Annotated in this window: 17 protein-coding genes and 26 pseudogenes; 21 read left to right on the top strand and 22 right to left on the bottom strand. The window is 73.0% G+C overall.

The genetic code is table 11. The features are described 5' to 3' along the window. Nucleotides 1–113: 113 nt before the first annotated feature. From UK94_RS73210 to UK94_RS08980, 8 genes and pseudogenes are all read right to left on the bottom strand, one after another. Nucleotides 114–190 (bottom strand): annotated as a pseudogene (locus UK94_RS73210) (hypothetical protein); the annotation flags it as partial. A 1-nt stretch (nucleotide 191) separates the two neighbouring features. Beyond that, nucleotides 192–262: pseudogene (locus tag UK94_RS45210) on the bottom strand (hypothetical protein); the annotation flags it as partial. A 1-nt stretch (nucleotide 263) separates the two neighbouring features. Next, nucleotides 264–995 (bottom strand): N-acetyl-1-D-myo-inositol-2-amino-2-deoxy-alpha-D-glucopyranoside deacetylase (gene mshB, locus UK94_RS08990; RefSeq protein WP_235487161.1); only part of this gene is annotated, 732 nt, incomplete at its 3' end. A 212-nt stretch (nucleotides 996–1,207) separates the two neighbouring features. Further along, nucleotides 1,208–1,365, bottom strand: a pseudogene (locus UK94_RS45205) (hypothetical protein); the annotation flags it as partial. Between the two features lies 1 nt (nucleotide 1,366). Continuing rightward, nucleotides 1,367–2,215 (bottom strand): annotated as a pseudogene (locus UK94_RS45200) (translational GTPase TypA); the annotation flags it as partial. Nucleotides 2,216–2,233: 18 nt separating this feature from the next. Further along, nucleotides 2,234–2,321, bottom strand: a pseudogene (locus UK94_RS45190) (hypothetical protein); the annotation flags it as partial. Between the two features lie 4 nt (nucleotides 2,322–2,325). Beyond that, nucleotides 2,326–3,043 (bottom strand): GTP-binding protein (locus UK94_RS45185; protein WP_235487122.1); only part of this gene is annotated, 718 nt, incomplete at its 3' end. 480 nt (nucleotides 3,044–3,523) lie between these two features. After that, nucleotides 3,524–3,949 (bottom strand): (deoxy)nucleoside triphosphate pyrophosphohydrolase, encoded by a 426-nt coding sequence (locus UK94_RS08980; protein WP_308203088.1) that lies wholly within the window; start codon nucleotides 3,947–3,949, stop codon nucleotides 3,524–3,526. A gap of 371 nt (nucleotides 3,950–4,320) precedes the next feature. On the opposite strand from UK94_RS08980, the gene UK94_RS08975 reads away from it, so the two are divergent. Together UK94_RS08975 and UK94_RS08970 are read left to right on the top strand one after the other, a co-directional pair. Continuing rightward, nucleotides 4,321–4,620, top strand: coding sequence for a 4a-hydroxytetrahydrobiopterin dehydratase (locus UK94_RS08975; RefSeq protein ID WP_011607186.1), 300 nt, complete (start codon nucleotides 4,321–4,323; stop codon nucleotides 4,618–4,620). 56 nt (nucleotides 4,621–4,676) lie between these two features. Beyond that, nucleotides 4,677–5,738 carry a hypothetical protein gene (locus UK94_RS08970; RefSeq protein ID WP_055749427.1) on the top strand — a complete coding sequence of 354 codons (1,062 nt, stop codon included), beginning with the start codon at nucleotides 4,677–4,679 and terminating at the stop codon, nucleotides 5,736–5,738. Here the strand turns inward: UK94_RS08970 and UK94_RS08965 are convergent. From UK94_RS08965 to UK94_RS45175, 3 genes and pseudogenes are all read right to left on the bottom strand, one after another. Beyond that, nucleotides 5,713–6,105: a DUF952 domain-containing protein gene (locus tag UK94_RS08965; RefSeq protein WP_055749472.1), complete on the bottom strand. Its 393-nt coding sequence runs from the start codon at nucleotides 6,103–6,105 to the stop codon at nucleotides 5,713–5,715. The two genes, UK94_RS08970 and UK94_RS08965, sit on opposite strands and share 26 nt — an antisense overlap. 399 nt (nucleotides 6,106–6,504) lie before the next feature. After that, nucleotides 6,505–7,082: pseudogene (locus UK94_RS45180) on the bottom strand (DUF933 domain-containing protein); the annotation flags it as partial. A 1-nt stretch (nucleotide 7,083) separates the two neighbouring features. Next, a partial coding sequence (locus UK94_RS45175) for a GTPase (RefSeq protein ID WP_235487120.1) occupies nucleotides 7,084–7,581 on the bottom strand: 498 nt, incomplete at its 3' end. A 230-nt stretch (nucleotides 7,582–7,811) separates the two neighbouring features. Here UK94_RS45175 and UK94_RS08955 point away from each other — a divergent pair. From UK94_RS08955 to UK94_RS34610, 3 genes and pseudogenes are all read left to right on the top strand, one after another. Continuing rightward, complete coding sequence (locus UK94_RS08955; protein WP_011607191.1) at nucleotides 7,812–9,347, top strand: DNA recombination protein RmuC; 1,536 nt, start codon at nucleotides 7,812–7,814, stop codon at nucleotides 9,345–9,347. Then, nucleotides 9,347–9,976, top strand: a complete 630-nt coding sequence (locus UK94_RS08950) for a hypothetical protein (RefSeq protein ID WP_173402709.1) — start codon at nucleotides 9,347–9,349, stop codon at nucleotides 9,974–9,976. Before UK94_RS08955 ends, UK94_RS08950 begins: the two co-directional genes overlap by 1 nt. A 1,161-nt stretch (nucleotides 9,977–11,137) precedes the next feature. Beyond that, nucleotides 11,138–12,410, top strand: a pseudogene (locus UK94_RS34610) (polysaccharide deacetylase family protein); the annotation flags it as partial. A gap of 93 nt (nucleotides 12,411–12,503) precedes the next feature. Here the strand turns inward: UK94_RS34610 and UK94_RS45170 are convergent. The 4 genes and pseudogenes from UK94_RS45170 to UK94_RS45155 all read right to left on the bottom strand — a co-directional run. Next, nucleotides 12,504–12,938 (bottom strand): annotated as a pseudogene (locus UK94_RS45170) (sterol desaturase family protein); the annotation flags it as partial. A gap of 1 nt (nucleotide 12,939) precedes the next feature. Beyond that, nucleotides 12,940–13,202 (bottom strand): annotated as a pseudogene (locus UK94_RS45165) (fatty acid hydroxylase family protein); the annotation flags it as partial. A gap of 23 nt (nucleotides 13,203–13,225) precedes the next feature. Beyond that, nucleotides 13,226–13,600: pseudogene (locus tag UK94_RS45160) on the bottom strand (fructose-bisphosphatase class II); the annotation flags it as partial. Between the two features lies 1 nt (nucleotide 13,601). After that, nucleotides 13,602–14,281: fructose-bisphosphatase class II family protein (locus UK94_RS45155; protein ID WP_268761254.1), on the bottom strand; the 680-nt coding region annotated here is incomplete at its 3' end. A gap of 381 nt (nucleotides 14,282–14,662) precedes the next feature. Between UK94_RS45155 and UK94_RS45150 the strand changes: the two are divergent. The 3 genes and pseudogenes from UK94_RS45150 to UK94_RS08920 form a co-directional block, all read left to right on the top strand. Beyond that, nucleotides 14,663–14,903 (top strand): annotated as a pseudogene (locus UK94_RS45150) (DUF4245 family protein); the annotation flags it as partial. A gap of 1 nt (nucleotide 14,904) precedes the next feature. Continuing rightward, nucleotides 14,905–15,253 (top strand): DUF4245 family protein (locus UK94_RS45145; RefSeq protein WP_235487118.1); only part of this gene is annotated, 349 nt, incomplete at its 5' end. Nucleotides 15,254–16,578: 1,325 nt separating this feature from the next. Further along, a complete protein-coding gene (locus UK94_RS08920; protein WP_095212619.1) occupies nucleotides 16,579–16,863 on the top strand; it encodes an exodeoxyribonuclease VII small subunit in 285 nt (94 codons plus the stop codon). Between the two features lie 88 nt (nucleotides 16,864–16,951). On the opposite strand, the pseudogene xseA reads toward UK94_RS08920, so the two are convergent. From xseA to UK94_RS45130, 3 genes and pseudogenes are all read right to left on the bottom strand, one after another. Further along, nucleotides 16,952–17,712, bottom strand: a pseudogene (xseA, locus tag UK94_RS45140) (exodeoxyribonuclease VII large subunit); the annotation flags it as partial. A gap of 1 nt (nucleotide 17,713) precedes the next feature. Next, nucleotides 17,714–17,878, bottom strand: a pseudogene (locus tag UK94_RS45135) (exodeoxyribonuclease VII large subunit); the annotation flags it as partial. Between the two features lies 1 nt (nucleotide 17,879). Further along, on the bottom strand, nucleotides 17,880–18,166 hold a 287-nt coding region (locus UK94_RS45130; protein ID WP_235487116.1), incomplete at its 3' end, for an exodeoxyribonuclease VII large subunit. A 142-nt stretch (nucleotides 18,167–18,308) separates the two neighbouring features. Here UK94_RS45130 and UK94_RS45125 point away from each other — a divergent pair. From UK94_RS45125 to sthA, 10 genes and pseudogenes are all read left to right on the top strand, one after another. Further along, nucleotides 18,309–18,541 (top strand): annotated as a pseudogene (locus tag UK94_RS45125) (4-hydroxy-3-methylbut-2-enyl diphosphate reductase); the annotation flags it as partial. Between the two features lies 1 nt (nucleotide 18,542). Then, a pseudogene (locus UK94_RS45120) lies at nucleotides 18,543–18,909 on the top strand (4-hydroxy-3-methylbut-2-enyl diphosphate reductase); the annotation flags it as partial. A 1-nt stretch (nucleotide 18,910) separates the two neighbouring features. Further along, nucleotides 18,911–19,127, top strand: a pseudogene (locus UK94_RS45115) (4-hydroxy-3-methylbut-2-enyl diphosphate reductase); the annotation flags it as partial. A 1-nt stretch (nucleotide 19,128) separates the two neighbouring features. Beyond that, nucleotides 19,129–19,242 (top strand): annotated as a pseudogene (locus UK94_RS45110) (4-hydroxy-3-methylbut-2-enyl diphosphate reductase); the annotation flags it as partial. A gap of 462 nt (nucleotides 19,243–19,704) precedes the next feature. Then, nucleotides 19,705–19,827, top strand: a pseudogene (locus UK94_RS75910) (hypothetical protein); the annotation flags it as partial. A 1-nt stretch (nucleotide 19,828) separates the two neighbouring features. Continuing rightward, nucleotides 19,829–20,756 (top strand): annotated as a pseudogene (locus UK94_RS08905) (lyase family protein); the annotation flags it as partial. A gap of 1 nt (nucleotide 20,757) precedes the next feature. Further along, nucleotides 20,758–20,901, top strand: a pseudogene (gene aspA / locus UK94_RS45105) (aspartate ammonia-lyase); the annotation flags it as partial. Nucleotide 20,902: 1 nt separating this feature from the next. Next, nucleotides 20,903–21,147: pseudogene (gene aspA, locus UK94_RS45100) on the top strand (aspartate ammonia-lyase); the annotation flags it as partial. A 605-nt stretch (nucleotides 21,148–21,752) separates the two neighbouring features. Then, nucleotides 21,753–22,152, top strand: a pseudogene (locus UK94_RS45095) (FAD-dependent oxidoreductase); the annotation flags it as partial. A gap of 1 nt (nucleotide 22,153) precedes the next feature. After that, on the top strand, nucleotides 22,154–23,162 hold a 1,009-nt coding region (sthA, locus tag UK94_RS08900; protein WP_235487114.1), incomplete at its 5' end, for a Si-specific NAD(P)(+) transhydrogenase. Between the two features lie 139 nt (nucleotides 23,163–23,301). Here sthA and UK94_RS08895 read toward each other — a convergent pair. Further along, on the bottom strand, nucleotides 23,302–24,381 hold the full coding sequence (locus tag UK94_RS08895; protein ID WP_235487112.1) for a serine hydrolase: 1,080 nt from the start codon (nucleotides 24,379–24,381) through the stop codon (nucleotides 23,302–23,304). A 373-nt stretch (nucleotides 24,382–24,754) separates the two neighbouring features. Between UK94_RS08895 and UK94_RS45090 the strand changes: the two are divergent. The 3 genes and pseudogenes from UK94_RS45090 to UK94_RS73195 form a co-directional block, all read left to right on the top strand. Continuing rightward, a pseudogene (locus UK94_RS45090) lies at nucleotides 24,755–25,316 on the top strand (PfkB family carbohydrate kinase); the annotation flags it as partial. Nucleotides 25,317–25,366: 50 nt separating this feature from the next. Beyond that, a pseudogene (locus tag UK94_RS73200) lies at nucleotides 25,367–25,712 on the top strand (PfkB family carbohydrate kinase); the annotation flags it as partial. Nucleotide 25,713: 1 nt separating this feature from the next. Then, on the top strand, nucleotides 25,714–25,792 hold a 79-nt coding region (locus tag UK94_RS73195; RefSeq protein WP_268761262.1), incomplete at its 5' end, for a hypothetical protein. A gap of 75 nt (nucleotides 25,793–25,867) precedes the next feature. Here UK94_RS73195 and UK94_RS45080 read toward each other — a convergent pair. From UK94_RS45080 to UK94_RS08880, 3 genes and pseudogenes are all read right to left on the bottom strand, one after another. Further along, nucleotides 25,868–26,234: pseudogene (locus tag UK94_RS45080) on the bottom strand (nucleoside/nucleotide kinase family protein); the annotation flags it as partial. A 1-nt stretch (nucleotide 26,235) separates the two neighbouring features. Then, nucleotides 26,236–26,533 (bottom strand): annotated as a pseudogene (locus tag UK94_RS45075) (nucleoside/nucleotide kinase family protein); the annotation flags it as partial. 125 nt (nucleotides 26,534–26,658) lie between these two features. Next, nucleotides 26,659–26,898 (bottom strand): SDR family oxidoreductase, encoded by a 240-nt coding sequence (locus UK94_RS08880; protein WP_308203089.1) that lies wholly within the window; start codon nucleotides 26,896–26,898, stop codon nucleotides 26,659–26,661. Between the last annotated feature and the right edge of the window lie 5 nt (nucleotides 26,899–26,903).

The raw sequence follows: 26,903 nt of genomic DNA, 5'->3' as shown, positions 1-26,903 counted from the left end.
GGGCAGTCCGGCCGGATTCCCGCGCTGGCCAGAAGGTGAGGGTCGGAAGGTGACGGTCGGAAGGTGACGGTCGGATGGTGAGGGTTCAGAAGGCGAGGGCCAGAAGACNAGGGTCAGAAGGCGACCCCGGCGAGCAGGTCCCGCTCACGGCCGTCGGGCCCGTCGCCGGGGCCACGCGTGCCCGCGGCGANCACGAAGTGCTCCACGCCCCACGCCCGCTGGCCGATGCCGTCGGCGAGCGCGAAGAAGAAGCCGTCGACGGNCATCTGGGTCCGGTGCGCCCGCATCGCGGCGATCTTGGCGTCGAAGAACTCCGGCGCGGAGATCTCGGCGGTGATGTCGGCGTCGTCGACGAGCGTCATCGCCAGGTCGTCGACGGACTTCAGGCCGGCGAAGGGGTTGTTCCTGTCGGCGGAGTCGTGGAAGAGCTCGAAGCCCGCCACGGCACGCGAGCGGGGCATCGCCGTCTCGTACCGCTTGGCGACCTGCCAGGGCTCGCCGGTGCCCGGGGCGAACGCCGGGTCGGCGGCGTCGGTGAAGGCCCGCGCGGTGACCTGGTGGGCCCGGATGTGGTCGGGATGCCCGTAGCCGCCGTTGGAGTCGTAGCTGACCAGCACGTGCGGTCGGACGTCGCGGACGATCCGGACCAGCTCGGCCGTCGCCTCGGCCAGGTCGGCCCGCCACAGGCTGCGGGGATGGTCGTTCGCCGGGGTGCCGATCATGCCGCTGTCCCGCCAGCGGCCCGGACCGCCGAGGAAGCGCTGGTCGGTGATGCCGAGCGCGGCGCAGGACCCGGCGAGCTCGCCGATCCGGTAGCCGCCGAGCTGATCGCCGCGGTCCGCCCGCAGATTGATCAGCTCGGGCACCAGCACCTCGCCCTCCTCCCCCAACGTGCAGGTCACGAGGGTCACAGAGGTGTCCGGGGCGGCGGCGTAGGAGGCGAGCGCGATCCCCGTGGAGATCACCTCGTCGTCGGGATGGGCGTGGACGAACATCAGCCGGCGAGCGGCCGGTGGGGTGGACGAGACCGACGGCGTGGTAGCAGACGTCACCATCCCGACCCTACGGCCCGTTACGGCCGCAGGTCCGGGCCGTGCGAGGCGACCGCGCCCACTCGCCGTGGACGCGGTCACCTCGGCGCCCGCGCGGCGGCCTCGCCCGGCCACGCGAGCCCCGCGGGCCGCGNGAGCCGCTCGCGGGGGTCAGGTCAGCGGCGACGGGCGCGCAGCTTCTCCCGCTCCCCGGCGGTGAGCGCCACCTTGCGGAGCCGGACGAAGCCCGGCGTCACCTCGACGCACTCGTCCTCGCGGCAGAACTCCAGCGCCTGCTCCAGGGTGAGCACCCGGTGCGGGGTCAGCCGGACCANCTCGTCGCCGGTGGACGAGCGCATGTTCGTGAGCTTCTTCTCCTTGGTCGGGTTGACGTCCATGTCGTCCGCCCGGGAGTTCTCACCGACGATCATGCCCTCGTAGACCTCCGTCGTCGGCCCGATGAACATCGTGCCGCGCTCCTGGAGGTTGAACAGCGCGTAGGCGGTGGCCGGGCCGCTGCGGTCGGCGACCATCGAACCGGTGGCCCGGGTCCGCAGCTCGCCGAACCAGGGCTCGTACCGGTCGAACACGTGGTGCAGCAGGCCGGTGCCGCGGGTCTCGGTGAGGAACTCGGTCCGGAACCCGATCAGCCCGCGGGCGGGAACCAGGTACTCCAGCCGGATCCAGCCGGTGCCGTGGTTGACCATCTGCTCGACCCGGCCCTTGCGCAGCGCGAGGAGCTGGGTGAGCGTGCCGAGGAACTCCTCGGGCGCGTCGATGGTGAGGCGCTCCACCGGCTCGTGCACCTTGCCGTCGACGATCCTGGTGACCACCTGCGGCTTGCCGACGGTGAGCTCGAACTCCTCGCGGCGCATCAGCTCGACGAGGACGGCGAGCTGCAGCTCGCCGCGGCCCTGCACCTCCCACGTGTCGGGCCGCTCGGTCGGCAGCACGCGGATGGACACGTTGCCGACGAGCTCGGCGTCGAGCCGGTTCTTCACCAGCCGGGCGGTGAGCTTCTTGCCGGACCTGCCCGCCAGCGGCGAGGTGTTGATGCCGATCGTCATGCTGATCGACGGCTCGTCGACGGTGATCACCGGCAGCGGACGGGGATCGTCGAGGTCGGCGAGGGTCTCGCCGATGGTGATGTCGGGGATGCCGGCGATGGCGATGATGTCGCCCGGNCCGGCCTCCTCCGCCGNCACCCGCTCCAGCGCCTGGGTCATCAGCATCTCGCTGATCTTGACGCGCGTCTGGGTGCCGTCCGCGCGGCACAGGGTGGCCTGCTGGNCGNGCTTGATCGTGCCGTTGTGCACGCGGCACAGCGCGAGACGGCCGAGGTAAGGGGAGGCGTCGAGGTTGGTGACCAGCGCCTGCAGCGGCGCGTCCGGATCGAACGACGGCGCCGGGACGGTCTCCAGCAGCAGGTCGAACAGCGGCTTGAGGTCGGGCGAGTCCGGGCTCGCGCCGTCGGCCGGGCGGGTCGTGGAGGCGCGGCCGGCCTTGGCGTTGCAGTAGATGATCGGGAAGTCGATCTGCTCCTCGTCCGCGTCGAGGTCGAGGAAGAGCTCGTAGGTCTCGTCGACGACCTCGGCGATCCGGGCGTCGGACCGGTCCACCTTGTTGATGACGAGCACCACGGGCAGCCGGGCCGCGAGCGCCTTGCGCAGCACGAAGCGGGTCTGCGGCAGCGGGCCCTCGCTCGCGTCGACCAGCAGCAGCACGCCGTCGACCATGGACAGGCCGCGCTCGACCTCGCCGCCGAAGTCGGCGTGGCCCGGGGTGTCGATGATGTTGATCGTCATGTCGCCGTGGCGGACCGCGGTGTTCTTCGCGAGGATCGTGATGCCCTTCTCGCGCTCGAGATCCATCGAGTCCATCACGCGGTCGGTCAGCTCAGCGTGCTCGCCGAAGGCGCCGGACTGGCGCAGCATGGCATCGACGAGCGTGGTCTTGCCGTGGTCGACGTGGGCGATGATGGCCACGTTACGAAGATCGGCACGAAGGGACACGGTGAGGCGCTCCGGGGCGGACGTGGGGCTCTCGACCCCGCAACAACGACAACGGCACCGTGCGAACGACGGTGCCGGCTGGAACCGGTGACGCGAACGCCGTGGCGGAAATCCGCCACGCCGATCCGCGCCGAGGCACGCCGACGCGCCCGCCAGACGGGCACCGGCGTCGTTCGTGCCACCACCCATGGTACGGACACCTCGCCCCGGCGTGTCCGCCCCGCCGCGGCCACCCTCCCCCGCACCCTCCACGCCGCCTCCCCGCGGCCTCCCCGCCGGCCCGCCGTCACCTCCCCGACCGTCCGCCGTCACCCTCCTCGCCTGCCCGCCTCACTTCCCCGTCCGTCTGTGGTCACCTTCCCGCCGGCGAAGTCTCGCCGGGGCCCGCCAGGGCCCGGCCTTGCCCCATCGCCTTGCTTATCCAGAGGGACGAATCGGACACGGGACCCTCTGGACAAGCAAGGAACACCGCCGGAACGATCAGGCTCCGGAGCGTCCGGGCCGATGGGGCCAGCGGATCGGGTCCGGGCCGGTCAGCGCGTCACGAAGCTTCTCGACGAGCGGGCCGTCCGCCGGCATCCAGCGGACGTCGTCGAGCTCACCGGCGGCCAGCCAGCGCAGCTCGTCGTGATCGAGCAGGCGGGGGCTGCGCCCGGTCACCCGCCCAAACCAGACCCGCAGGATCCACCCCGGGCTCGCCAGGCCCACCTCGCCCAGCGGCGGCCCGATCTCGATCTCGACGTCGAGCTCCTCCCGACACTCCCGCACGAGCGCGGCAAGCTCGTCCTCGCCCGGCTCGACCTTGCCACCGGGGAACTCCCACATCCCGGCGTAGGCCGGCGGCTCCCGGCGCCGGGCGGCCAGCACCCGGCGCTCGTCGTCCAGGAGCGCGACCGCGACAACCAACCGGCCCCGCACCGCAGGCGGCCCCGCAGTCCCGGCCGCCGGCACATCGGCGTCGACGTGCTCCCGGGAGACTGCGTCCCGTCCTGGCGGGGTAGGAGCGCCGGCACGCGGGCCGCCCGCATCCGCATTCATGGTGCCGGACTCTCCCAGACTCCGACCGTTGAAGGATCGGATGGCAGCGGTTCGGGTCGGATGGCCCGACCGGGCCACCGGAGGGCAGGCGACCTGGGGCGGGAGCTGCGATGGCGAAGGATCGGATTCCGGTCCGGCGCGCCGCCGCGCCGACCAGCCCGGGAACAGCTAGGCACACAGCCAGTGAACCCCGGCCTGCGGTCGCCGGACCGCCGGGCCCGAAGACGGAGGGCAGCAACATGCCAACCAAACTGGACAGCGCCGAGGTCGCGGACGCACTGGCGTCGCTTCCCGGCTGGCTCGGCGACGCCGACCGCATCCAACTGCAGATCATGGTCGACGGCGACGAGGCCGACGCGATCGCCGCCGAGGTGGCCCACGCCGCCGACGAGATGGATCATCACCCGGTGATCGACCGCGGCCCGGGAACCACGACGTTCACGGTCTGGACGCACTCCGTCGGCGGCGTCACCGAGCTCGACGTCGCCCTGGCCCGCAGGATCTCCCAGATCCTCTACTCCGCGGGCGTGTCGTACTGACCGATCCGTTCTGCGGCATGATCACCTCAGGCGGACGACGGAGGTGATCGCGGGCTGTGGGCGCGCAGGCGGCGGCAGAGATCCGCGCCGGCGGCCGGTTCGGCCGGCTCCCGGCCGGCACGGACCTCCCCCGCACCGGGACGCTGCGCCTCGGCCCGCTGCCGCCCGGTTTCCGGCTGTCCGCGGTGGCACTCGGTCATGCGGCGAGCGGGCTCGGACCGTCCTGCTACGACGTCGACCGCGGCGCCTGGCACCGCGTCCTGACCACCCCCCAGGCCGGCCCGCTGACCGTGACCGTCCACGAGGCTCCCGCCGCCGCCGTCGTCCCGGACCTGACCGTCCCGGACCCGGCCGCCCCGGACCTGACCGCCCCCGACTTCGGCCCGCATCTCGTCGTCAGGTGGGGCCGGACGGCCGGCGGGGACGCCGACCGGGAGGCGATCCGCCGCCAGGTGTGGCACGCGCTCGCCCTCGACGACGATCTTTCCGACCTGTACGCCTCCCTGGCCGGGGAGCCGGGCCTCGCCTGGGTGGCGGCCGGCGGCCACGGCCGGCTGCTGCGGAGCCCGAGCGTCTGGGAGGACCTGGTCCGCGCGCTCGCCGCGACCAACGCCGCGCTGAGCCGCACCCGGTCGATGCTCGACGCCCTGGTCGAGCTGTTCGGCGCCCGCGGCCCGGCCGGGGAACGGGCGTTCCCGGACGCGGCGGCGATCGCGCGCGGCGTCGCCGTGGACGGCCCCGAGATCCTGCGCGATGAGGCGGGCTGGGGCTACCGTGCCGGATCGCTGGCCCTGCTCGCCCAGCGGATCGACGCCGGCACCCTCGACGTCGAACGCTGGTGGGACCGCAGCCCACGCGGGCCGAGTGACGACGAGGTGGGCGCCGAGATCCGCGCTCTGCCCGGCTTCGGTCCGGTCAGCGCCGACGGGCTGCTGGGCCTGCTCGGCCGCCCCTGCGGGCTCGCCCTCGACGCCTGGGCCAGGGCCCGCGTCGGCGAGCTCGCCGGCCTGCCCGGCCCGGCCGGCGAGCGGGAGGTCCGCGCCCGCTACGCCCGCTTCGGCCGCTGGGCCGGGACGGTGTGCCGACTGGAGATCACCAGAGGGTGGACGGAACGCTGAACGTGCCGTCCGACCCCGGTGGGAACGGAACCACCGCCGCGACCGCCCCGGCGTCGATCGGCCCGTACAGATGCGGGAACAGCTCCCCGCCCGCCGGTTCGCCCGCGCCGGTACTCGCAGTCGGCGCGGCCGGTACGGCGGGAGGTGCGGGAGGTGCGGGAGGCTCCCAGCGCAGGGGCGCGCTGAGCCGCTCCGGATCGACCACGACCAGGAGCAGGTCGTCGCGGCCGGCGTAGAACCGGTTGGCGGTGGCGACGACCTGCGCCGGGGTGGAGAAATGGATGAACCCCTCGGCGCCGAGGCTCGCCGGCCGATACCCGGCCGCCCCGACCGACCACGCGGTCCGCCCGACCAGATGGCAGATCACCCGGTCGTCCCGCGCCTGCCCGTCGTCGTGCCCCTGCACGCCCTCCCGCGTCTGCACGCCGTCCCGCGTCTGCACGTCGTCCGCCACGTCGACCTGCCCTCTCCGCCGCCGCACCCGGCTTGGAACCCGATTACCAGTCCCTCCACAGGGTGTACCCCGCGCACCCGACGGCCTCGCCCGACTTCGACCTCGGACCGCCAGCATCTACCGGGACAGATCATCCAACCGGCGGGCTACCGGGCCATCCAGCGACGCCATGCCGCAGGACGGCGATTCCTCGGCCGGTATGTCCGTAACGACTGACCCCTGGCCGTCACGCTGCACGCCCTTCGGCTTCCGCCAGGAGGGATCTCTCCGTTGCCACCCGCGTCGCCGCGCACCGACGACTTGTCCGCCCGGTCAGACGTTGAAGCGGAACTCGACGACGTCGCCGTCGGCCATGACGTAGTCCTTGCCCTCCATGCGGACCTTGCCGGCGGCGCGGGCGGCGACCATGGTGCCGGCGGCGATGAGCTCGCCGAACGAGACGATCTCGGCCTTGATGAAGCCGCGCTGGAAGTCGGTGTGGATGGCGCCGGCGGCCTCGGGGGCGGTCGCGCCGGCCCTGATCGTCCAGGCGCGCGACTCCTTCGGGCCGGCGGTGAGGAAGGTCTGCAGGCCGAGGGTGTGGAAGCCGATCCGGGCGAGCTGGGTCAGGCCGCTGACCTCCTGGCCGAGGGAGGCGAGCAGCTCGGCGGCGTCGGCGTCGTCCAGCTCGGCGAGCTCGGCCTCGACCTTGGCGCACAGCACGATCGCGTCGGCCGGCGCGACCGACTCGACGAGCTCCTTGTGCTGGCCGGGGTCGGCGAGGACGTCCTCGTCGACGTTGAACACGTACAGGAACGGCTTCGCGGTGAGCAGGAACAGCTCGCGCAGCGCGTCTCGGTCGATCTTCGGCTCGGAGGAGATCGTGCGGCCGGCGTCCAGGACCTCGCGGGNGGCCTTCACGGCGGCGAGCAGCGGCTGCTTCGCCTTGTCCGCGCGGGCCTCCTTCTCCAGCTTGGGCAGCCGGGCGTCGATGGTCTGCAGGTCCGCGAGGATGAGCTCGGTGTTGATCGTCTCGATGTCGTCGGCCGGGTCGACCTTGCCCTCGACGTGCACGACGTCGGGGTCGGAGAACACCCGGACGACCTGGCAGACCGCGTCGGACTCGCGGATGTTCGCGAGGAAGCGGTTGCCCAGGCCCTGGCCCTCGGACGCGCCGCGGACGAGCCCGGCGATGTCGACGAAGCTGACCGTCGCCGGCACCACGCGGGCGCTGTCGTACAGCTTCGCCAGCTCGTCGAGCCGGGGGTCGGGGACGCCCACGACCCCGACGTTCGGCTCGATCGTCGCGAACGGGTAGTTCGCGGCGAGCACATCATTGCGCGTCAGGGCGTTGAACAACGTGGACTTGCCGACGTTGGGCAGCCCGACGATACCGATCGACAAGCCCATGGCGGATCAGTCTACGGGCCGGCGGGCAGCGCGCCGGCGGGGTCCGGGAGGGCGGGAGGCGGGCGGCCTCACGCCGGCCCGCGCCGCCGGGAGCGCCCCGGCCGGGAACAACGCGCCAGCCGGGAACAACGCGCCAGCCGGGAACACGGTCGACCCGGCGCCGGCGCCGGCGCCACGCCGCCGACCGGCCTGCCGCGAAACTGTCGGAGGGGCGTGATTGCCTTCCCCTCGTGAACACCACCAGCGCGTTGCTGACCCTCATCGGGCTGGCTGTCGGGGCCGTGGGCGGCCTGGTCGCCGCCCGCCGGCTGGCCGACCCGCGCTACGCGGCGCTCGCCGCCGCGCATGCGACGGCCCAGCGGGAGCTTGACTCCGCCCGTAAGGCCGCCGCGGCGAGCGCGGAGCGCGCCCAGCTCGCCGAGTCGGACGTCGCCGGCCTGCGCACGGCGCTGGAGTACGAGCGGCGTGCCGCCGCCGAGCGGGTCGCCCTGGTCGAGCAGAGCCAGGAGCGGCTCGCCGAGAGCTTCCAGGCCCTGTCCGCGCAGGCGCTGGAGGGAGCGAGTCGCCAGCTCGTGGAGCTGGCCACCGCCCGGCTGGACGAGGCCGGCGCCCGCGCCCGCGGCGATCTCGACGCCCGCCGCGCGGCGGTGGAGGGCATGGTCACCCCGCTGCGCGACGCCCTGGGGCGGATGGAGAGCCGGCTGCACGAGCTGGAGACGGCCCGCACGGAGGCGTACGCGGCGCTCGTGGAGCAGGTGCGCTTCGCCCGCGAGGCGTCGGAGAGCCTGCGCTCCGAGACGGCGGCGCTGGTCACCGTCCTGCGCCGCCCGCAGGCCCGCGGCGCGTGGGGGGAGATGCAGCTGCGCCGGGTCGCCGAGGTGGCCGGCATGGTCAACCGCTGTGACTTCACCGAGCAGATGACCGTCCAGGGTGACGACGGCCCGTTGCGGCCCGACATGGTCGTTCACCTCGCCGGCGGGCGCAACGTCGTCGTCGACGCGAAGGTCCCGCTGGCCGCCTTCCTCGACGCCGCCGAGAGCACCGACGAGGCCTACCGCGCCGGGCGGATGGCCGCCCATGCCCGGCATCTGCGCGCCCACGTCGACGGGCTGGCCGCCAAGTCGTACTGGCGGCGGCTGCCGTCCTCGCCCGAGTTCGTGGTGCTGTTCGTGCCCGCCGAGGCGTTCCTCGCCCCGGCCCTCGACCACGATCCGGGCCTGCTGGAACACGCCGCCGCCAGGAAGGTCATCATCGCCACCCCGACCACGCTGATCGCGATGCTGCGGACCATCGCGCACGCCTGGACCCAGGAGGCGTTGACGACACGGACCCGGGAGATCTTCGAGCTCGGCCGTGATCTCTACACCCGCCTGGGCACGCTCGGCGAACACGTCGACCGGCTCGGCCGCTCGCTGGGCCGGGCGGTCGGGGACTTCAACGCGACCGTCGGTTCGCTGGAGAGCCGGGTGCTCACCCCCGCGCGCCGGCTCGCCGCCATGGACGTGGTCGAGGCGGCGCTGCCGAGCCCCGGGCCCGTGGAGTCCGGCGTGCGGGCGTTGTCCGCGGCCGAACTGCTGCCCGACCCCGGCCCGGCCGAGCAGGCGGCGCCGAGCGCCGGCGGAACCGGGGATGTCGCATATCGGACCTGGGCCGAAGAGGCGGGGAGGACATCGCGGTCAAACAACCAGAAAGACAATGACTGGACGACGCAAAGCAGTGGTTCGACCACCGAAGGTTCCGACACGGGGGCCGATGCCGCGGTCTGATGCATCGTCCTGACGCATTCGAAATCCCCGGGCGGTACCTTGCGTTCGTGAGTGTGCCGCCGCATCGGCAGTCAGCCGGGCCGCCGGGGAGATCCGTGCGCGCCGACAGGTTCGACGATCCGTATGTCCGCGGCTCGCGTGGCCGCGCGAGCGCGCCGCCGCCCACGCTGTTCACCGGCAGCAGGCGAGGGCTCACCGCACTCGGCACCGGGATCATCGTGCTCGTTGTCGGCGGCGTCGGCGCCCTCATCGACTCGGTCGCCTTCGGCTCGTTGAAGTACGCGTTCGGCACGCTGTTCATCGGCGCCTGCGTGCTCGTCGCGGTGCGGGTCCACACCGACGATCTGATCGGTGTCGTGATCATGCCGCCGCTGGTGTACGCGCTCATCACGATCGGCGTCGGCTATCTTGATCCCTCCACCGGTGACGGCAGTTCCGGACTGCGGAACAAGGCGATCGACATCGGCTCCGAGATGATCCTGCACGCGCCGATCCTGCTGGCGGCCTTCCTCCTGGTCGCTCTCATCGCGGTCTTTCGCGGCCGGCGCGCGCAGATCGCCCGCCGCGAGCGGCAACGCGCCCTCGCCGCCCAGTCAGGCGCCGAGCGCCGCCGACGACCCGGCCACTAGCCGGCCACAAGCAGATCCGAGCCTGGGTCGGGCGGACTGCGGCACGTTCTGCACGGTCCGAACCCGCAGACCGCGCACAACGCACCGCACCTGACCTCCCGTGGCGCCATCGGTGGAGGTTCGCGGCACGGGACCTGTGCGTCCAGGCTCCCGCCTGGCCGCACCGAGCCAGTCGGCGCGCCACCGGGCCCCCGCCCCGTCGGGCTCGAGTCGGGGAGCTCCAGCAGCCACACCTTTCCTCTCCGGAGGAGTTCGCGTTCTCCCCGGAGGAGTTCCCGCCTGCGCCAACACCCGCCAGCCGCAGCAGCGGCGTGTGACGGCCGGCGGAGGAGCCGCGACAACGCCGTGGGCCGCCCGCCGTGGGCCGCCCGCCGTGGCGGCGCGACCACCACGGCGACAGCACCTGATCGCGCTCGAGTAGTGTCACTGAGCGGTAGCGCCGACAAAGGGAGGCGCCATGGGAGCGATCTCTTCGTGGTGGGATCGGTGCCGCTGCGGCCACAGCCGCGATCTGCACCGGCACTACCGCAAGGGCAACGACTGCGCGCGCTGCGACTGCCGGGCCTTCACCCGGATTCGGCCTCGCCGCTCCGGCGGCGACCCCACACCCTGATCCTCCCCGCTCCATGGCCGGCGCGGCCCACCTCGCCGGAGCGCACGACCGGACGCGGCGGTCGGAGCCCGACCTGGGGCCGGCCGCGCCGGCCAGNCGACGACCCGCGGACGGCCGATGACGATCCGCGGACGGTCGCTGACAACTCGCCGACAGCCGTTGACGGCCCGCACCAGGCCTGGCGCGGGCCGCGCCGGGCGGTCACCGGACGCCCCAGTCGCAACTCCCGCACCACATCCGCGCCCCCGGCGACCCACTGATTGCGCGACGACACCTGGCGGAAAAGTTCTGTTTTCTTAATCAGCACAATGATGACGGGCGCCGACGGACGGCCGGCAAGGCACTCGCCTTCCCGGTTCACCGGCTATTGGGGCCACTCGTGCTACATTCCATGCCGCATCACGGACTCACTCCTCGGACGCACACTTCGGCGCAATTCCCCGATGCCGCGTCCATGCCCGCGGCGTTCGCAGGGAGGCCCGCTTGACGTTCGCTCCGTCTGAACCGCTCGCCGGGCGGGACGCGCGCGGCGCCGTGCTCGNACCGCGATGACGCTCGGTCTACGGACGGCTCGGCGCGGACAGATGATCCCGGTCCTGCGCTACCGCTCGCTCGACCCACACACCAGCCGGGGCGCACCGCGCCGGCCCATGCTGTTGTCGACCTTCGCCCGGCACTGCAACCTGATCGCCGCGTCCGGCCGTCAGCCGATGACGGTGTCCGGGTACGTCGCCTCCCTCGGCGCCGCCGCCGCCCCGAAGAATCCGGTCGTCATCACCTTTGACGACGGGGGCGCGGAAACAATGAACGCGCTGCGCCGCCTGGCCGAGAGAGGACTGACGGCGACCGTCTTCGTGACCAGTTCGCGGGTCGGTGATCCGGGCTATTTCCATCGGGCCGACCTGCACCGCATCCGCGGGCTGGGAATCGAGATAGGCGGGTCCGGACACACCGGTCGACCGCTCAACGAGCTGGCCCGCACGGATGTGATCGCGGAGCTGACCCTTTCCCGGCGCCGTCTCGCCGTGGCGACGGGGGACGAGCCACGCACGTTCGCCTATCCCGGCGGCGGCTACGATCTGTCCGTCCGCCAGTTGGTGATCTCCGCCGGGTACAGCTCGGCCTGCGCGGTGCGCGACGTGCTGTCCCATCCCGCCGACGACCGCTTCGCGCTGGCCCGTCTGACGGTCGACGCGACGACGACGGACAGCCGGCTGTCGGCGTGGCTGGAGGGAGTCGGCCGGACGGGGCCGCATCCGGTGCTACCGCCGGACCGGGCCTTCCGGTTTCCACGCGTGGCCCGATCGTCCGGCCCGTTCCGCCCCCGCCTCGGGCGCTCCGAGCCCCCGTCGCCCGGTCTCCCCACGCCCATCCGCGCCGCCGGTGCCACCGCCGCTCCAGCCCCCGGCTCCGCGCCCAGCCGGCCGGAAGCAGCAGGCACCCCCGAAGCAGCCAACCCCGCCGAGTCGACCGGCATCCCCGAGGCGCCTGGCACCACCGGGACACCGGGCACCACCGGGACACCGGGCACCACCGAAGCAGCCGATCCCGCCGAGGCGCCTGGCACCACCGAGGCGGCCAGCCACACCGAGGTAGCCGGTCTCGCCACGGGGACGAGCCCCGGCGGGCCGGGCGGAAGGAGTACCGCTGACGCGACCGGCACCGAGCCGCAGGCCGCCGCAAGCGCCCCGGTGCGGGAGTGCGAGCTGTGCCGACCGACCTCGCCCGGCGCCGCGCGCGCGACGCCGAGCCCACCGTCCACCAGGGCGCTCGCGGCCGGGTCGGTCCTGCAGCAGCCCGGACAACGGGTACGGCGGTCCCNCTGAACGAGCGGGTCGGCCGCCGACGACCGGCGACCGGGTTGCGCGTCCACCAGCCACCGCGCCGGCCGTCAGGGGTTCGCCGTGGAACCGATCAGGAATGCGCCGCGGAATCGAGGCCGCGGGCGGTCGGGGAGAGCTCCACGGCGTCACGCGGCGGGTTCGTGCGCAGGGCCAGATCCCCGAGGGGGCTGGTCACGCCGAGCCAGTAACGCTCGTTGCGGTAGTGGTGCAGCCGGTGGCCGCGCCAGAGCCGCCGGTAGTACGCCGTGCGCGGCGGGACCCGGGTGTGGATGAGGAAGTGCGTCCAGTCGTAGGCGAGGACGCCGACGCCCGCGCACAGCGCCCCCGTCGCGGCAGAGGGCGGTCCGAACAGCGCCGGCAGGGCCGCCGCGGCCGTGCCGGTGATGACCTCGCGGGGGCGCAGGAACATGGTGTCGAGATCGGCCGGGTCGCGGTGGTGCTGCTCGTGGCCGTAGCCGGCAAGCTGGTAGCCGACGGCACCCAGCCGGCTGGCCGGGCGGGCATGNAACAACAGCCGGTGCACGCCCCACTCCACGAACGGCTGTGCGAGGGCGGCGGCCATGGCGACGCGGGTGTCACGCGCCCGCCACGGTCCACGGCCCGCGCGCACGGCGGCGAGCGTCCCCACGCAGCCGAGCAGGACAGGTGGCCTGGGGTGGGCGAGGAACCGGCGGGCGGCGCCGGCCAGCGTGCGGACCTCCGCCGCGCTGCCGTGCGGCCCCGGCCGGTCGAGCCGGACGAACAGCTCCGCGGGAGACAGCCGCGCCACGCGATCGCCTCCCCGGGGTGAGATCAGAACGGAACGGTGGAGTAGGCCTGCAGCTTGGTGAGCTGATGCTGGCTGTCGACCCGGCGAATCGTGCCCGAGCGGGAGCGCATCACCAGCGACGACGTGTTCGCCCCACCCGGGCGGTACCGTACCCCGGCCAGCAGCTCACCATCTGTGATCCCCGTCGCGACGAAGAAGACGTTGTCGCTGGCCACCAGGTCCCGCGTGGACAACACCCGCTCCGGGTCGTGCCCGAGGGCGACGACCTTGCTGCGCTCGGCCTCGTCCTTGGGCCACAACCGACCCTGGATCACCCCGCCGAGACACGTCACGGCGCAGGCCGTGATGATCCCCTCCGGCGTGCCGCCGATGCCGAGAAGCAGGTCGACGCCGGTGTCNGCGGAGGCGGCCATCACGGCGCCGGCGACGTCGCCGTCGGAGATGAGCTTCACCCGGGCGCCGGCGGCGCGGATCTGCTCGACGAGCTCGGCGTGCCGCGGGCGGTCCAGGACGACCACGGTGACGTCGCGGGGGTGGATCGCCTTCGCCTTGGCCACGGCCCGGATGTTGTCCTCGACGGGAGCGGTGATGTCGACGACGTCCGCCGCCTCCGGCCCGGTGACCAGCTTCTCCATGTAGAAGCAGGCACTAGCGTCGTACATCGAGCCGCGCTCGCTGACCGCCATGACGGACACCGCGTTGTTCATGCCCTTGGACGTGAGCGTGGTGCCGTCCACGGGGTCGACGGCCACGTCGCACTCCGGACCCTCGCCCGAGCCGACCTGCTCCCCGTTGAACAGCATCGGGGCCTCGTCCTTCTCCCCCTCGCCGATGACGACGACGCCGCGCATCGACACGGTGCCGACGAGCCGGCGCATCGCGTCGACGGCGGCCCCGTCGGCGCCGTTCTTGTCGCCACGGCCGACCCAGCGCGCCGCGGCGAGCGCCGCGGCCTCGGTCACACGGACAAGCTCGAGGGCGAGGTTGCGGTCGGGGGCCTGCCCCTGCACGGCCAGCGTGTCGGGCACAGCCGAGGAGTCGGAGGACCTGGCGGCGAAGGCATCGGGAGCGGAAGGCACGGCCGTGAGCCTAGTTCGGCGACCCCGCAGGCGCCCGAGATACGCAGCCGCAGGACGATCTACACCCCGATCACCGTATCCCGGAGCGTCGTGGCCCGTCAGGCGAACCGGGGCACCCGGACTGTCCGGCGTGGGACAGGCCAGAAGTCGAAAACTTGCGCGCAACCTTCCGGTGCATACAGGCGTCAAACGCTTCGATCGGGCGGCCGTCACGCGGAGGGGGCGTGACGGCCGCCCGTCGGCGTTCCGCCCCGTCCGCGGCTGTCCGCGGCCGTCCGCGGACGACACTCCGACGAGATTCCGACCACACCGGCGCCGCAAGGGGCCGCCCAGACCGGTCCCGGGCCACCACCGGCCCGCCGAGACCTGGAAGATGGGGGCGTGGCACAACGACAGCGACGCGGCCAGGAAACGATCAGGGACATGGTCCTCTCCCTCGCCGCGGTCATGGCGGGCGTTCTGGTCTTCGTCATCTTCGTGATGCCGCGCGGCAGCGACGAGTCGGCGGTCAAGGTCGTCGAGACGTCCGAGCCGATGGCGGCCTTCGCCCGGCAGACGCCCTACACCCCGCTTGCTCCCGCCGGGCTGCCCGGGTACTGGAAGGCGACCTCGTTGCGGCTGANCGGCCCCACCGGCAGCTCCGACGGCGGCAACGTCGCCGAGGCGACGGTCGGATACGTCGTCGACCGGTCCGGCCACCGGACGTACGCCCGGCTGCGGGAGAGCAACGCGCCGAACGCGGTGCAGAAGCTGCTCGGCAACCGCCCGGCACGCGGGACCGTGGACGTCGACGGCTCCCCCTGGGAACAGCGCCCGGACGACGACGGTCATCTCGCCCTCAGCCGGACCGACGGGGGCCTCACGGTGGTCGTCGACGACGGCGACGGGAAGGGCGGCGCGTCCCAGGGGGACCTGGTCGCCCTCGCCGAGTCGCTCCAGCCGGTCCAGGCGATCCAGCCCAGCGGAACCTGACCCGCCGCGGTCCCGGACCACGCGGCCCTGACCTGCGCGGCCCTGACCTGCGCGGCCCTGACCTGCGCGGCCCGGACTGCGCGATCCCGGCGACGCGGTCTGNGCCCCCGCGGAAGCGTCCCGCGCAGGCCCGCGAGGCCGCCGAACCGCCGCGGCCGCACCTTCCTATCCCNCTGTAGCCAGTTGCGCACGGAGTCGTGCCGAGGGGTGGATACGGTTTTTCGCGGCGAAACCGAACCTGGACCTCGGCACGATCTGGCCGCTGTCTGGCCGGAATTCGGCACGCCGTCCTACGGTAAAGGTGACGATCACTAGTTCGTGGGCATTTGGACCGAATTAGTAAAGGTGATGAAAGGCCGACTCCGGGCTTTTCTTTGTCGAACTGGGTGGAGACGGCGCCGGCGCGAGGGCTCCGCGGGCTGGATACCCGGACCTGCGGGCCCGGGTATCCAGCATCACCGGATGATCGCTGCGGGTCGAGGACGGCCCGCTACTACCTCAGCGGCGGCTGACCCCGGCGGCGACGGGAGGCCGCCCGGACGGCGCGGGACTCCCGTGGGAGTGTGAGCCGTCCCAGGCGGTGGCCGCCGGGATGAGGACCGCCAGCCCGAGGATGAGACCGGCCGCGCGCCGCAGCAGCGGCCCGCCGGCCGGGGTGCGCCGGTTGGACCGGCCACCCCGGCCGCCCTGATCGATGGAACTGGCGTCGCGAGACGCCGTGCCGGCGAGGTCGTGCCGCAGCAGGACCGGACCTCCCGGAGTAGCAGAGGGAACCTGCCCCCGGGAGCGACCACCGACAGCCTGACGTCGGAGCGACGGACGTGCGCCGGGCATGTCGTGTACCTCCGGACCGCCCGAAGCNGACGGGCGGTNTGCCGAGTGGGACCCGCAGTTGCGCGGGCCGCCACCAATCTGAAACGTCCTGCAGTGACCTTGTACTATGGATCTCCGCCGAGCCAACCCGCTACGACCATGATTGTNGCCTGATTGATACCACGTTGCTCCCACGGAGTGCGGGATTTCCGGGTCCGGGTGGCACCCGGCGTGGCGCCGGAGCGGGTCGGCAATACTTGTGACACGCCACGTCGAATTGCGCCCGAGCCGCACGGAGGCTCAAGGCGTCACGATCGGGCCATGACAGGCCATTGGCCGGGAATTGGGTATGCGAGGGCGCGGAGGTGGCGATGTCCGATAGTCCTGGATCCACGACGTTCGGCGACTCTCCCCACGGCGGGCGAGCCGCCGAACCGAGCTCGAACCCACCGAGCTCGAACCCACCGAGATCACACGCGCCGCAGGCGCCCGGTCTCCTCGCCGCGCCGGCCGTGGGCAGCCCGGCGACCGCCGGCGGCACGCAGGCGGAGCGCGGCGCCCAAGCGGAGCGCGGCGCCCAAGCGGAGCGCGGCGCCCAAGCGGCGCCGACGATCAGTTACGAGACCGCCCGTGCCGAGTTGGAGGACGTCGTCCGCCAGCTGGAGGCCGGCGGGGTGACGCTGGAGCAGTCGCTGGCGCTGTGGGAGCGCGGCGAGGAGCTGGCCAGGACCTGCCAGGCCCTGCTCGACGGCGCCCGCGCCCGGCTCGCCGCCGCCGACCCCACCCGCCCCGCCTGACACCCGCCCACCCCGCCTGAGCCCGATCCGCCCCGCCGGACGCCCCGATCCGCCCCGCCTGACGCCGATCGGCTTCGACGCGGCCGGTTCACTCGTCGGTGACCGCAGCCGGGAACGCGCCGCCCGCCACCCGGATGGTCAGCCGCTCGCCCGGCCCGACCTCCGCCGGGTCGCGCACGACCGCGCCGTCGGCCGCGCGCTGCGCGACGGCGTACCCGCGATCGAGGGTCGCCGCCGGGGACAGCGCCCGCACCCGGGCACGGGTGGCAACCAGATCGCGTGCCGTGACGTCCAGGGCGTGGTGCACGCAGCGGCGGGAACGGGCCAGCAGGGCGGCGACGTCGTCCGAGCGCCGAGCGAGATCGCGGGCGGGCGCCGCGAGGACCGGGCGGCCGCGCATGTCCGCGAGCCGGCGTTCCTCCCGGTCGAGGCGGTGCTCGACGACCCGCCGCGCGCGGCCCCGCAGCTGGGCGACCGCGGCGGTCTGCTCGCCGACGTCGGGCACGACCCGCTTGGCGGCGTCCGTCGGGGTCGAGGCGCGCACGTCGGCGACGAAGTCGAGCAGCGGCGCGTCCTGCTCGTGTCCGATCGCCGACACGACCGGCGTGCGCGCAGCCACCACGGCACGCAGCAGCGCCTCGTCGGAGAAGGGCAGCAGATCCTCCAGTGACCCGCCGCCGCGGGCGATCACGATCACCTCGACCTCGGGCCGGCCGTCGAGCTCGCGCAGCGCGTCGATGACCTGGGACACCGCCAGTGGGCCCTGGACGGCGACCTCCCGCAGCACGATGCGCACCGCCGGCCAGCGTCGCCGCGCGTTCTCGACGACGTCACGCTCCGCGGCGCTGGNCCGCCCGGTGATCAGCCCGACGGCCGCCGGCAGGAACGGCGGACGCCGCTTGCGGGACGCCGCGAACAGGCCCTCGGCGGCCAGCGTGGCCTTGAGCTGCTCCAGCCGGGCCAGCAGGGCGCCGGCGCCGAGGGGGCGGATCTCCACCACCGCGAGGGCGAGGGTNCCGCGCCCGGGGTGGAAGGACGGCTTGCCCCACACCACGACCCGCGCGCCGTCCACGAGCGCGGGTCCGACGGCGTCACAGACCGCCCGCGGACACGTGACCCGCAGTGACACGTCCGCGACGGGGTCCCTGAGGGTGAGGAAAACAGTGCCCATTCCGGGCCGACGAACGAGCTGCGTGACCTGTCCCTCAACCCACACCCGGCCGAGCCGGTGGACCCAGTCGCCGACGGCCCGCGAGACCGTGCGGACCGGCAAGGGCTGTTCGGGAGTCGAGGTCAGGGCCATTCGGGCACCGTAGCCGGTGCGTCCGACAGGTCGAGAACGGTGCGCGTGACCGTGGTCCGAGGCGGACCGGACGATGTCGCCATCCGGGCATGCATCGCCCGCGGCTCTTCCCGCCCGCCCCCCACCGCGTAGACTGCCCAGCATGGGCCGGGTCCTTCTTGCCAAGCCGCGCGGCTACTGCGCCGGTGTCGATCGAGCTGTCGTGACCGTGGAGAAGGCGCTGGAGCTCTACGGTTCGCCGGTCTACGTACGCAAGCAGATCGTGCACAACCTCCACGTCGTCAGGACGCTGGAGGCCAAGGGCGCGATCTTCGTGGACGAGACCGACGAGGTACCACCGGGCGCCACTGTGGTCTTCTCAGCGCACGGCGTAGCNCCGACCGTGCACGAGGAGGCGTCCGCGCGTCAACTGCGCACCATTGACGCAACCTGTCCGCTCGTCAGCAAGGTGCATTCCGAGGCACGTCGGTTTGCCCGCGAGGATTATGACATCCTGCTCATCGGCCATGAAGGCCATGAGGAGGTCGTCGGTACCACTGGTCAGGCGCCTGACCGCATCCACCTGGTGGACGGTCCCGAAGATGCCGCCAAGGTGAAGGTGCGCGACCCCGAGCACGTCGCCTTCCTTTCCCAGACCACCCTCTCCGTCGACGAGACGCAGACGACGGTCAAGGCCCTGCGCGAGCGCTTCCCGCACCTGCAGGGCCCGCCGAGCGACGACATCTGCTACGCGACGCAGAACCNCCAGGTCGCCGTCAAGGAGATCTCCAGCGCGGTCGACCTGGTCATCGTCGTCGGCTCGCCGAACTCCTCCAACTCGGTGCGCCTGGTCGAGGTCGCGCTCGACGCCGGCGCCCCCGCCGCCTACCTCGTCGACGACTCCACCGAGGTCGACGCGAGCTGGCTCGACGGCGTCGAGACCGTCGGGGTGACCAGTGGCGCCTCGGTTCCCGAGGAGCTCNTCACCGGCGTCATGGCCTGGCTGGCCGAGCGTGGGTTCAACGACGTCGAGGAGGTCACCTCCGCCGACGAGCACCTCCTGTTCGCCCTTCCGCCCGAGCTGCGCCGCGACATCCNCGCCCGCGAGCGGGAGACCGCCGCCTCCTGACCCGCGGCCCCACACACTCACGACGCCCACTGCCCCGCCCCGTGGCACCGACGCCACGCGGCAGGGTAGTGGGCGTCCAACGTTGGTGCCCCCTTTCCCTTTCTGCCACCTCACCCACCCGGCCTGCCACACCCCGGGGTCCCCACAAAGTGCCTTCCACACCACGCTGACCACGCACCTCGGCCGGCTGCGTTGCGCCGAGCCCGCCGAGCTGCGGCACGCGAGGCGCATTGCGGCGCGTTTCGCGCGGGCTGGGCCCGGTCTCCGGAGGCCTCGTACGTGGGCCGGCGGCGGCACCTGCGAGGCCGAGGTGTGAGAGCTCCCATGGCCCCGAGCGGCGCGGGCACCACCCGCCTGACATGTCCTAGGGTCGGGCGATGGGGCCGGTATCCAGCCGACTTCTCCGCCGGGCGGTGGGCACCGGCGTGCGGTGCTGTCAGATACAAGGTCAACGGCGACGGAACATCGGGAGAACGGGCGCATGAGCGAGCAGGAATACCGCATCGAGCACGACAGCATGGGCGACGTCCGGGTGCCGGCATCGGCCCGGTGGNGAGCCCAGACGCAGCGGGCGGTGGAGAACTTTCCCGTCTCCGGCCAGCGGATCTCCCGCGCGCACATCCAGGCACTCGCGCGGATCAAGGCGGCGGCGGCGACGGTGAACGCCAAGCTCGGGGTGCTCGACGCCGACATCGCCGAGGCGATCGCGGACGCGGCGGCCGAGGTCGCGCGCGGCGACTGGGACGACCAGTTCCCGCTGGACGTGTTCCAGACCGGCAGCGGCACGTCGTCGAACATGAACACCAACGAGGTGCTGGCGTCGCTGGCGTCCGAGCGGCTCGGCCGGGCGGTCCATCCGAACGACCACGTGAACGCGTCGCAGTCGTCGAACGACGTCTTCCCGTCGTCGATCCACGTGGCCGCGACCCAGGGGATCGTGCAGGAGCTGATCCCGGCGCTGGAGCACCTCGCCGCCTCGCTCGGCCGCAAGGAGACCGAGTTCGCGGACGTGGTGAAGTCCGGGCGGACGCACCTCATGGACGCCACGCCGGTGACGCTGGGTCAGGAGTTCGGCGGTTACGCCGCGGCGGTCCGCCTCGGCGTCGAGCGGCTGAACGTGGCCCTGCCGCGGGTCGGCGAGCTGCCGCTGGGTGGCACGGCCGTCGGCACCGGCATCAACACCCCGCCCGGCTTCTCCGCCGCGGTGATCGAGGAACTGGCCGCCAGCACGAGCCTGCCGCTGACCGAGGCGCGCAACCACTTCGAGGCGCAGGCGTCGCGGGACGGCCTGGTCGAGGCGTCCGGGGTGCTGCGGGTCGTCGCGATCTCGCTGTACAAGATTGCCAATGACCTGCGCTGGGCCTCGTCGGGGCCGCGCGCCGGCCTCGGGGAGATCCACCTGCCGGACCTGCAGCCCGGCTCGTCGATCATGCCCGGCAAGGTGAACCCGGTCATCCCGGAGGCGGTCTGCCAGGTCGTCGCNCAGGTCGTCGGGAACGACGCGGCGGTCGCCTTCGGCGGCTCGGCCGGGAACTTCGAGCTCAACGTGATGCTGCCGGTGATCGCTCGCAACCTGCTGGAGTCGATCCACATCCTGTCCACGATCAGCCGGCTGCTCGCGGACCGCNGCGTCGACGGGATCGTCGCCAATGTCGAGCGCTGCCGCCGCTACGCCGAGTCGTCGCCGTCCATCGTGACGCCCCTGAACAAGTACATCGGCTACGAGGAGGCGGCCAAGGTCGCGAAGCTGTCCCTCGCCGAGGAGAAGACGATCCGCGAGGTGGTGATCGAGCGCGGCTACATCGAGGCCGGCAAGCTCACCGAGGCGCAGCTCGACGCCGCTCTCGACGTTCTCTCGATGACCCACCCGTAGGCGTTCGACCTGTGGACGGCCGGCCCGTGGGCAGCCCACCCGTAGCGGTCCGACCGTAGCGGTCCGACCGTCGACCTACGGCCCGGCCGGCCGGCTCCGGAGGGTAACTCCGGAGCCGGCGTCCGGCGCCGTTCCCCCCGCCCGTCACCGCTCCCAGCGCACCTCCCGGCAGCGGGTGGGCGTCCGTCCCGACAGCGGCGACGCGGCGGCGGCGCGGCGGGAGTCGTGGAAGACCCCCCAGACAGCCTCCACGACCCCCGCCCCCGGTCTAACGAGACGGCGGCCCGTTCGTTACGGGTGGCGGCGGCACGAATTTCGAGCGGTCCCGCAGTGATCATCNGATGCCGTCGGGCGGTCGACCCGCCCCGGCTACGTACGGCCGGCGGACCGGCTCGGCTCGGGTGGGCCACCCGCCGCCGGCACGTCTCGGTCATCACGGACGGATTACAGCCGCCCACAGCCCGTGATATCGCGTGGCTGAAACCCCCAGGGGAAAGCGCGGAGAAGAAATAAACGTAACAAGACCGTGCAACATGCCGACCCGCCCGCTCCGGCCAGATAGCCTCTGCTTCACCGGGAGCCGGAAAGAANGCGGGGAGGTGACGGTGTTCGACTATGACGTCCTCGTCATCGGGTCCGGACCCGGCGGGCAGAAGGCTGCGATCGCGGCAGCCAAGCTCGGCCGGCGGGTCGCGATCGTGGACAAGCGGGAGATGATCGGCGGTGTCAGCATCAACACTGGCACGATCCCGTCCAAGACGCTTCGGGAGGCCGTTCTCTATCTGACCGGCATGTCGCAGCGCGAACTGTACGGGTCGAGCTACCGGGTCAAGGACGACATCACCGTGGGTGACCTGTCCGCCCGGACCAGGCATGTGATCAGCCGCGAAATCGATGTCATCCGCAACCAGCTCAGCCGCAACCACGTCACGCTGCTGACGGGCCTGGCGAGCTTCATCGACCCGCACACGGTGAGCGTGCGGGCGGCCGGGGACATCGAGGACCNGCGGGTCCAGGCCGAACGGATCATCATCGCCACCGGCACCCGGCCCGCGCGGCCGGACACGGTCGACTTCGACGGCCGGACGGTGGTGGACAGCGACCAGATCCTGGCCCTCGAACGGCTGCCGCGGTCGATGGTCGTCGTCGGCGCCGGGGTGATCGGCATCGAGTACGCCTCGATGTTCGCCGCCCTCGGCACCAAGGTGACGGTCGTCGAGCGGCGGGACCGCATGCTGGACTTCTGTGACGTCGAGATCGTCGAGGCCCTGAAGTACCAGTTGCGGGACCTGGCGGTGACGTTCCGCTTCCGCGAGTCGGTGGTGTCCGTCGAGCGGCACAACGGCGGGACGCTCACCCTGCTGGAGAGCGGCAAGAAGCTGCCCGCGGACACGGTGATGTACTCGGCGGGACGGCAGGGACTCACCGACATCCTCAACCTGCCGGCGGCGGGCCTGTCCGCGGACAACCGCGGCCGGATCAAGGTCGGCTCCGACTTCCGCACCGAGGTCGAGCACATCTACGCCGTCGGCGACGTCATCGGCTTCCCGGCGCTCGCCGCGACCTCGATGGAGCAGGGCCGGTTGGCCGCCTACGCCGCGTGCGGCGAGAACGTCAACGCGATGCGGGCGGAGCTCATGCCGATCGGGATCTACACGATCCCGGAGATCTCCTACGTCGGACGGACCGAGGACGAGCTCACCGAGCTCGCGATCCCGTTCGAGGTGGGCATCGCCCGGTACCGGGAGCTGGCCCGCGGCGCGATCCTGGGCGACTCCTACGGGATGCTGAAGCTGCTGGTCAGCCCCGAGGACCGGAGCCTGCTGGGGGTGCACGTGTTCGGCACCGGCGCCACCGAGCTGATCCACATCGGGCAGACGGTGATGGGGTGCAACGGCACCATCGACTACCTGGTCGACAGCGTCTTCAACTACCCGACGCTGGCCGAGTCCTACAAGGTCGCGGCACTCGACGCGATGAACAAGATGCGCGCCGTCGCCCGCTTCAGCGGCTGATCCCGCCGCTGCGGCGACCCCGACATCAGCAGCACCCACGCACCCCCGTCGCGGGCCGAGGTACAGCTCCCGGTCCAGAGCACGCGACGGGGGACGACGGCCGCGACGGGGGACGCGCCGCGGCGCGGACCGGACGCNGCTACCCGGCGGCCGTCGAGCTTCTCGCCGCCTTCCAGGCCAGCGCGGACAGACCCTGCACCGTGGTGACGCCGGACTGCATACTCGGCCCGTTCTTCGTGTAGACGGCCATGATGTAGTCGCGTCCGGCGCCGTGGACATGCGCCAGGCTCGTGATCACCCAACCGCTGGTACGGGGCAGCCAGCCGTTCTTCAGCTCCACCATGACCCCCGTCGGCACGCCGCCGGTCAGGCCCCACCGCTGCGCCGGGATCACGGTCCTCAGCAGGCCGCTCACCGTGGCCCGCCCGGCGGCCGACAGGGTGCCCGGGTAGGCGATCGCGCGCAGCACCGCGAGCTGGTCGGCCCCGGTGGTCCGGGTCAGCCCCCACCTGCCGCCCGGGCCCGCCGTCGTCGCGTGCATGCCGAGACGGGCGAAGAAGGCGTTCATTGCGGGCGCGCCGCCGACGTCGGCCCACAGGGCACTCGCCGCCGCGTTGTCGCTGACCGAGATCATCCGCCGGGCGAGGGCCTGCTCGCGGGCCGTGAGCCGACCCGACGCGCCCGCCCGTCGCACGAGCGCCGTGAGGATGTCGAGCTTGACCGAACTCGCCGTCTCGTAACCGGCGACCGCGGGGTCGGTGTAAACGGCCGTGGTGCCGGCGACCGCGTCGTACATGGCGACGCTGACGTGCCCCGGCCGGCCCGCAAGGTAGCTCCGGAACCGCGCCGCCAGGCCGCTGGACGCGGCACCGCTCACCGCCGCGATCGGTTCGACCCCGGCGAGACCGCCGGCCCGCCCCGTCACGACCGCACCGTCCGCCGCCGCCGCCGACGCCGAGGGCACCGCCGAGGCGAGGGGCACCGCCGAGGCGAGGGGCACCGCCGAGGCAGCAGGCACCGTCCCCGCGACCTGCCCGCCGCGTCGCGCCTTCGCCGGGCGGATGATCTCGAGGGCCGGTGCCGGCCCGGCCGACGCCGGGGCCGAAACCGCGGCGGGCGCGCGAGCGGCCGTCGGACCGCCGAGCCCCGCCGACCCGGGCGCCTCGCCGGCCGGCCAGTACGTCACGCCCCCGGCCACACCGGTGACAGTCAGCAACACCACACATGCGCCCCAGCGGCGCGCCACTCGTCCAGACACGCCGCCTGTCTAACTAAGGCGGACCAATTTAAGAAGAGTACGGAGAAAAACGACATCAATCTTTTACCGCTACGACAAGGAGAACCCGAAAAGCGACAACGATGTTTCCCTCCCGATGAACGTTAAGCCGCTATAGACGTATATTAGCGGCGACTCGGCAGGGTGACCTCTTTGNGCCGAAACGCAGTTGAGCGAATACTNGGACGGAGGCACCGATTCCGGCCCGGCGTCATTCAGAACGGTTCCGGGCCGATGACGGGAGGGGCGCGTGGCGAAGCAGGCTGGCGGGGCGCAGGCCGCAGCGCTCGGGGCTCAGGCCCCACCGCTCGGGGCGATGGAGCGGCCGGCGGGGCTGTTCGTCGGACTCACCACCCTGGACACGATCTACCGGGTCCGACACCCACCCGGGCCCGACGAGAAGATCGTCGCCGACGATCTCGTGGTCGCCGCGGGCGGTCCGGCGACGGGCGCGGCCGTGGCCTTCGCCCACCTCGGCGGCCGGGCGACGCTCGTCAGCGCGGTCGGTTCCGGTCCGCTGGCCGCGGCGGCGCGGGCGGATCTCGCCTCGCTCGGCATCCGGCATCACGACCTGCGGCCGGGCGAGCCGGTCCTGCCGATCTCGGCGATCCTGGTCAACGCGGCCGGGGAACGGGCGGTGGTGTCGGCGCACGGCGCGCTGCCGGTCGCCGCGCCGGTCACCGCGGACGCCGCGCGGACTCTGCTCGCCGGAGCGGATGTCGTCCTCGTCGACGGCCACCAACCCGACGCCGCCGTCAGCATCCTGGCAGCCCGCCGACTGCTGCCGACGATGTCGACGGCCACGCCCGAACCGGCGGCCCCCAGGGCCTCGACGCGGCCGCCCGGGACGGCGCCCCCGACCGAGACAGCAACCACGGNCGAGACAGCAACCCCGGCCGGGACGGCGACCTCGGCCGGATGGCCTCCCGTGGTGTTCGACGGCGGTTCCTGGAAGCCGGGGACCGAGCGGCTGCTCCCCCACGTCGACGTCGCGCTGTGCGGGTCGGCCTTCCGGCCGCCGGGCGTCGGCGCCGACGACCCGGACGGCGTGCTGGGTTACCTGCTGGCGCACGGATGCTCCTTCGCCGCGGTGACGCGCGGTCCCGGCCCGATCCGGTGGGCGCACGGACAGGTCCGCGGGGAGGTCCGGCCCCCGGCGGTCCAGGCGGTGGACACGCTCGGCGCCGGCGACGTGTTCCACGGGGCGTTCGCCTGGTCGATCGCGGGCCTGCCCCGGCTCACCACCGATGCGCTGGTGGAGGCACTGGCCGCGGNGTCGCGGGTCGCCGCCCGGTCGGTGACGAGCTTCGGCACGCGCTCCTGGCTGACCCGAGGCGCGGCACGGGCCGAATGAGTCCTCTGGTCCCATGGCCGTGATCTGGCCGGAGGGCGGACTGGCGGCCCGGCGGCGGGCGCCCTGCCTGTCGGCTCAGCGGGCGAGCGGCGGCGTGTCCGGGGGCAGCCGGACCAGGTAGTCGGCGCGCGGCGCCGTCGCGTCCACCAGGTGCAGATTGGCGAGATCGTTCTGCTCGACCCATTGTCGGGCGGCCGGTCCGCTGCGCCCGCCGGCAGTGTGCCGGGCGATCAGACGGGTCCGGGCGATCTCCTCGTCGACCTGGAGAAACCAGGTCTCGTCGCAGCATGCTCGCACCTGCGCCCATGCTCCGGCGCCCAGCAGCAGATAGTTCCCCTCGCAGATCACCAACCGCACGGTGGGCGGAATCCGGTGCGCTCCCGGGACCGGCGCGTCGTGAACACGGCTGAACGACGGCGCGTCCACCTCCCGCGGCCCGCCGNCACGCAGTCGGGCCAGCAGGGACGCGTAGCCCGCGGCGTCGAACGTCTCCGGGGCGCCCTTGCGATCGGCGAGACCGAGCCGGGCGAGCGTGGCGTTCGGCAGGTGGAAGCCGTCCATCGGCGCCTGCGCGACGAGCCTCGGGCTCGTGCCGTGGCGGGCGTCGAGCTGCGTGACGAGCCAGTCGGCGAGGGAACTCTTCCCCGCGCCCGGCGGCCCGGCGATCCCGAGCAGGACGCGCCCGCCCGCCGCCAGAAGCGCCTGCGCCCTCGCCAGCGCGCCCGCCCGGCCGATCAGCATGCCGGGCCGGCCCGGTGCACGAGGATCCATCCGCCGATGGTGTCACCGGCCCGCGGCGGGTGAGCGCGACGGCGAGGCGCCAGGAGGCAGGCCCGAAGGGGTGCGCAGGTCAGAAGGGGTGCGGGTCAGAAGGACAGGCCGCCGGTGGCTGCGATGGCCTGGCCGGTGACCCAGCGGGCGGCGTCGCTGGCCAGGAATGCGACCACGTCGGCGATGTCGTCGGGCCGGCCGTTGCGGCCCGCGGGGGTCATCGCGGCCACCTGGTCGAAACGCTGCCGGTCGTGGGCGGTGACGCCGTCGGTCTCGACGAGCCCGGGGAGTACGGCGTTCACCGTGATCCCGCGGTGGCCGAGCTCCTTGGCCACCGCCA

Source organism: Frankia sp. AvcI1 (assembly GCF_001420875.1).
GTDB lineage: Bacteria > Actinomycetota > Actinomycetes > Frankiales > Frankiaceae > Frankia > Frankia alni.
Note: the sequence above shows the minus strand (reverse complement) of the source record. Positions and strands in the feature narration are given on the sequence as shown.